Source organism: Pseudomonas sp. MS19, assembly GCF_013277615.1.
Lineage (GTDB): Bacteria > Pseudomonadota > Gammaproteobacteria > Pseudomonadales > Pseudomonadaceae > Aquipseudomonas > Aquipseudomonas marincola.
On the sequence record NZ_VBTO01000029.1, the window covers coordinates 1 to 5,546 of the forward strand.

Consider the following 5,546-nt stretch of genomic DNA (forward strand, 5'->3'; position numbering starts at 1 on the left):
CGGTTTCATTAGACCACTACATTTCAGTGCTGACCCTAGGCAAGGTTTTGGTCAGGAAATGAGTGGCGCCCATCCAGGTTTTGAGCGTTCCAAAAGGATGCTCAACTGTCTGTTTACGGATACGCATCATCTCGGAATTTTGATCCAAGCGGCTTTGCATCGTATCCAGTATTGATTCGTGCTCCCAGCGCTTCACTCGTCGCTGTACGCTGGGTGTGCATTGCTTTTTGAGAGAACAGCTCTGGCAATTAGAACTCCAGTAGCAATCCATCTTCAGGCCTTTCTCCATGCTGGAAAATCGCCAGATCAAACGATCCCCGGCAGGGCATTGATACTCGTTATTAGAACTGTCGTAGATGAAGTCTTCCCGACCAAAGCGACCCGCAGCTGTGGCACCGGAGGTGACAACCTTTGGTACGAACACAGTAATTCCAGCTTCGTGGCACGCATGGATTTCTTCGCTTTTGAAATAGCCCCTGTCCGCTACCGCAGAAAGCTCTTTTACGCCCATAGCTTCTCGCGCCAGCTTGGCCATTGGGCTTAGCTGGCTTCGGTCAGAACCATCATTTGTCACTTCGTGTGCGACGATCAAATGGTGCTTCGTTTCAACCGCAGTCTGGACGTTGTAGCCCACGATACCCGTACCGCGTGTTTTCATCGAGCGAGCATCAGGGTCGGTCAACGATATCTGTTTATCCGGCGTTTCATTGAGCTGGGCCTCGATTTCTTTCAGTTCCTGCATCTTTACTTTCAGTGCAGCAATCTTGCCGTGTAGTCGCTCGGTCTTCGGTTGCGAAACGATAGGCTCTTGACGATCCGCAGTATCGAGCGCACTCAGGTATCTGTTGATACTCGACTCAATTTCTTCCATACGCCGCTGGAGCTTGGCGCTAGTAAAGTTACGATCCCGATTGTTGACCGCCTTGAATTTGCTTCCGTCGATGGCGATGAGTGCTTCCGAGAACAACCCCACCTGTTGGCACAGCACAACAAATTGACGACAAACAGCGCGGATTGCTTTGCCATTATCTTTGCGAAAATTAGCGATGGTTTTGAAGTCCGGCATCAAGCGCCCAGTCAGCCACATTAGCTCGACGTTACGTAGTGCTTCTCGCTCAAGGCGCCGGCTGGATTGGATGCGGTTGAGGTAACCGTAGATATAAATCTTTAGCAGGTCAGCAGGATGGTAAGCGGGCCGACCTGTTTCCGCTGGTACGACACCTTCAAAACCCAGCTTGCCTAAGTCCAGCTCAGCGACGAACACATCGACTACCCGCACTGGGTTAGTGTCCGTCACATAGTCATCCAAACTCTCTGGGAGCAAGGTAACTTGAGTCCGATTTTCACCTTGAATGAATCGCCGCACACGCATCTCCTGCTGAGACGAAGTCTGGTCAAATCATATCAAGATTGCTGCCTACGTTTTTACACACTCTGGGCCGTTCTATGCCGCACACTCCCACGAGTCGCGCTGGGCAAGTCCGGTGCTAATGACTGCTCAGGCCTGTGCAACTCCGCACTAACGTGTCGCGCAAATAAACAACCTCGGAAACGGCAGCAACACGCTGCCATCGGCAAGTGCGGGATACGCTTTGCTGATCTGTTGCAGGTATTGCTCGGTAAACGCATGTTGTTCTGCTTCATCAAGCGCCGCTAGAAAGGGCCGCAGTGCGGTGCCTTTGAACCACTCGACAATGGCTTGATGATTGGCCAGCGGGTGGTAATAGGTGGTGCGCCAGACATCGACCGCAAAGCAGTGCTCGCGGAGCAGGGCGTAGTAGAAATCGGGGGCATGGCGTGGCGGATGTCGGACCTCGGCAATCTTGTGCGCCCAGCGTGGGTCTTGCGCCACTTGGCGGGCGAGCACATGTGCAGGCTCTTGCAGGTTATCCGGCATCTGCGCCGCCAACGTTCCGCCTTTATTCAGTTTGCTGACCAGCTTTGGAAACAAGTCTCCATGTTCGGGCACCCATTGCAGCGAGGCATTGGCGAGGATGACATCGACATTGTGCGCGGGATTCCAGTCGCCGATGTCAGCCTGCTCAAAGCGCAGTTCTGGCAGGCGCTGGCATGCATCCTTGAGCATGTCGACAGAGCTGTCGAGCCCGCTGACGGAGGCGTCCGGGTAACGCTGCGCCAACACTTGGGTGGAGTTGCCCGGCCCGCAACCGAGGTCGATTGCTGTTTGCACGTTTTGGGTGGAAATGGCAGCAATCAGGTCGTGAACCGGCCGTGTGCGCTGCTGTTCAAAGAGGCTGTATTGCTTGGCTGACCAACTCATGGCGACGTCCCTGACGAGGTGAATATCGATAATGCGATGAGTGACGCCCGCTTGCCAAGGGTTGGCGCCAAGGTTGGGTAAGGTTTACTTATGCCTGTGTATAGGGGAAGGTCTAGCAAGAGTGCAGGCCAGTGGTTTGCCTGATTCAGAGTTGAGGCCATGAAAACTATGACGCGCAGTGTAATGAAGGCGATTGTGACCACCGGCAATGGCGGCTATGAAAAGCTGGTTTATCAGGACGTGTCGATGCCTGTGCCGTTGGCGGGTGAAGTGCTGCTCAAAGTGCTGGCTGCCGGGGTCAATAACACCGAGATCAATACGCGGCTGGGCTGGTACTCATCGGCCATTACCGAGTCCACCAACATCGCCTCCAGCGAAGCGCTGACAGCCCAGAGCGGCGAGGGTGGCTGGAATGCAGCCACGCCTTTTCCGTTTATTCAGGGCACCGATTGTTGCGGCGAAGTCGTGGCGGCTGCCGATCACACGCACGGGTATTTGTTGGGTAAACGGGTGCTGGTGCGCGCGTGTATGCGTGAGAACGGCTTTGATTCACTCGACACGTTGTGGATGGGCTCGGACTTTGACGGCGCGTTCGCCCAGTACGTGAAAGTACCTGCCAGTGAAGTGTTCCCTATTGACTGCGACTGGAGCGATGCCGAGTTGGGCACCATTCCTTGTGCATACGGCACGGCGGAGAACATGTTGCACCGCGCTAATCTGCAAGCGGGCGAGCGGGTATTGATCATGGGCGCATCGGGCGGCGTCGGCGTGGCCGCGTTGCAACTAGCCAAGCGCCGGGGTGCCACGGTGATCGCTGTTGCCGGGGCCGAGAAGCTGGATGCAGTGGCCGGTCTTGGCGCCGATCAGGTGATCAGTCGTTCGGCGAATCTGCTTGAGGTGTTGGGCGAGAACGCAGTGGATCTGGTGGTTGATAACGTTGCGGGGGCTAATTTCCCTGTCGCGTTGAAGGTGCTCAAACGTGGCGGGCGACTGGTGTCGTCCGGTGCCATCGCCGGGCCGGTGGTTGCGCTCGATATGCGCGACATGTACCTCAAGGACATCACCCTGATCGGGACGACTGCGTGGGATGAGCCGGTGTTTGCGAATTTGGTGAGGTATATCGAGCAGGGCGAAATCAGTCCGGTGTTGGCCGAAACCTTCGCACTGGAAGACATTGTGCAGGCGCAACAAGCGTTTCTGCAGAAGCGCCATGTTGGGAAATTTGTGCTGATACCGTCTGCGCAATAGCCACAAAGTTCGGCTGATTTGCGCCGCTTATTGGCGGGCAAATCAGCCGGTTGCCGTTAGCTCACTACGCGGTAGCACGGCTCGTATGCAGCGCCTCCCGGCAACTTCATGCGGTGTTGACTGACGAATGCCTGCAGCAGTTTGTCGAGCGGCTGCATGATCGCGGCATCACCGTGAATATCATACGGGCCGTGTTCCTCGATCAGACGGATGCCCTTGTCCTTGACGTTGCCGGCGACAATGCCGGAAAACGCCCGGCGCAGGTTGGCGGCCAACTCATGCGGCGGTAAGTCATGGCTTAGTTGCAAGCTGGCCATGTTGGCGTGCGTTGGGTCGAACGGGCGCTGGAAGCTCTCGTCGATCTTCAGCATCCAGTTGAAGTGGAATGCATCGTTGCGCTCACGACGGAACTGCTTGACCTCCTTCAAGGCCGCTGTCATTTGCCGCGCGACTTCCACCGGATTGTCGATGATGATCTGGTAATGCTGCTGCGCCGCTTCGCCCAGCGTAGCACCGACAAATGCATGCAGTTGCTCAAGATACGGCGCCGCACTTTTCGGGCCGGTGAGAATGACCGGGAAGGGCAACTCGCGGTTTTCCGGGTGCATTAAAATGCCCAGCAGGTAGAGAAATTCTTCTGCCGTGCCCGCGCCACCCGGGAAAATAATGATGCCGTGGCCCACCCGCACAAACGCCTCAAGGCGCTTTTCAATGTCGGGCAAAATCACCAGTTCATTGACGATCGGGTTAGGCGCTTCGGCGGCAATGATGCCCGGCTCGGTAAGGCCCAGATAACGTGCGCCGGTGATGCGTTGTTTGGCGTGGGCGATGGTCGCGCCCTTCATCGGGCCTTTCATCACACCTGGCCCGCAACCGGTGCAGACATCCAGCGAGCGCAGGCCGAGTTCGTGGCCGACTTTCTTGGTGTATTGATACTCCACTGTGTCAATCGAGTGACCGCCCCAGCACACCACCATTTTTGGCTCTGCGCCGGGGCGCAAGGTGCGTGCATTGCGCAGCAAATGGAACACGTAATCGGTGATGCCTTGCGAGCTGCTCAGGTCGATACGCTGGCTGTTGAGTTCGCTCTCGGTGTAGACGATATCGCGCAAGGCGCTGAACAGCATTTCGCGGGTGCTGGCGATCATCTCGCCATCGACGAAGGCATCGGCAGGCGCGTTTAGCAGCTCCAGACGAACGCCACGGTCTTGCTGATGAATATGCACCTCGAAGCTCTTGTAAGCGTCGAGAATGGTCTTGGCATTATCGATGTGCGCGCCGGTGTTGAGGATAGCCAGAGCGCATTGGCGAAAGAGTTTGTAGGTGCTGCCAGAGCCGGCTTCGCTGAGTTGTTGTACTTCGCGCTGCGACAGCGTTTCAAGACTGCCCTTGGGGCTGACGGATGCGTTTATTACTTTTCTTTCTGCCATTCTAATTTCCCTGAAAGCGATACGACTGAGCTCGCTACGGCCAGTGCATCAGGATGGAGAGTGCCAATGACGCGTAGGTCAACCATTGTCGGTGCCCGCGCGTGACGAAAGCAAACGTGTGGCTGAATCCTCCGTATGGCATGTGTTGGAGAGAGCAGCGTTTAGGGGCTGCAGAACAGGAATGCCGATGTTTCTAGAATAGAACCGCCAGCGTGCTGTTATCAATTGGCGCGAGGTTAAACGCCGCAATATTTTTCGCCCGATTCAGGGCGAGCACTCTACTTAGCAAGTGTTTTCTTCTGCGCCTTTCGGGCGGTTTTTCGCAGGCACAAAAAAGCCCGCGCTGAGGCGTAATGCTGTTCACTTAAGCGGAGCAGCCTTACGGTCAACTGGATACCGGGTTTTGGAAATCTTCACCGTCCTTGGTCTACCTGGCCTTGGACGGTGATCCAAAAACAACCCCGCGACACCTCCTCGTAACTCTGCTAATCGTCTGCCCGTTGCTGATACCGGATTGGCCGCCGCCATGACGATCAACTGCACTGCGATGTACTGGCAGGCGGGTTTGAAACGTATATCCGAAGGCG

Annotated in this window: 3 protein-coding genes and 2 pseudogenes; 1 reads left to right on the top strand and 4 read right to left on the bottom strand. The window is 56.0% G+C overall.

What is annotated here, in order from left to right:
• Positions 1-19: 19 nt before the first annotated feature.
• Positions 20-1,366, bottom strand: a pseudogene (locus FEZ62_RS20595) (IS1182 family transposase); the annotation flags it as partial.
• Positions 1,367-1,519: 153 nt separating this feature from the next.
• A complete protein-coding gene (gene tam / locus FEZ62_RS20600) occupies positions 1,520-2,281 on the bottom strand; it encodes a trans-aconitate 2-methyltransferase (RefSeq protein ID WP_172929648.1) in 762 nt (253 codons plus the stop codon).
• A gap of 159 nt (positions 2,282-2,440) precedes the next feature.
• On the opposite strand from tam, the gene FEZ62_RS20605 reads away from it, so the two are divergent.
• Positions 2,441-3,529 carry an alcohol dehydrogenase family protein gene (locus FEZ62_RS20605; protein ID WP_201970357.1) on the top strand — a complete coding sequence of 363 codons (1,089 nt, stop codon included), beginning with the start codon at positions 2,441-2,443 and terminating at the stop codon, positions 3,527-3,529.
• Between the two features lie 56 nt (positions 3,530-3,585).
• Here FEZ62_RS20605 and ppnN read toward each other — a convergent pair whose 3' ends face one another.
• The gene (ppnN, locus tag FEZ62_RS20610) at positions 3,586-4,959 is read right to left on the bottom strand and encodes a nucleotide 5'-monophosphate nucleosidase PpnN (protein WP_069898880.1); all 1,374 of its coding nucleotides are present in this window, start codon (positions 4,957-4,959) and stop codon (positions 3,586-3,588) included.
• Between the two features lie 360 nt (positions 4,960-5,319).
• Positions 5,320-5,546 (bottom strand): annotated as a pseudogene (locus FEZ62_RS20615) (IS4 family transposase); the annotation flags it as partial.

Excerpts from the sequence above, each read along its gene's own strand:
- tam (WP_172929648.1), bottom strand. The coding sequence starts at position 2,281 with ATGAGTTGGTCAGCCAAGCAATACAGCCTCTTTGAACAGCAGCGCACA.
- FEZ62_RS20605 (WP_201970357.1), top strand. The coding sequence starts at position 2,441 with ATGAAAACTATGACGCGCAGTGTAATGAAGGCGATTGTGACCACCGGC.
- ppnN (WP_069898880.1), bottom strand. The coding sequence starts at position 4,959 with ATGGCAGAAAGAAAAGTAATAAACGCATCCGTCAGCCCCAAGGGCAGT.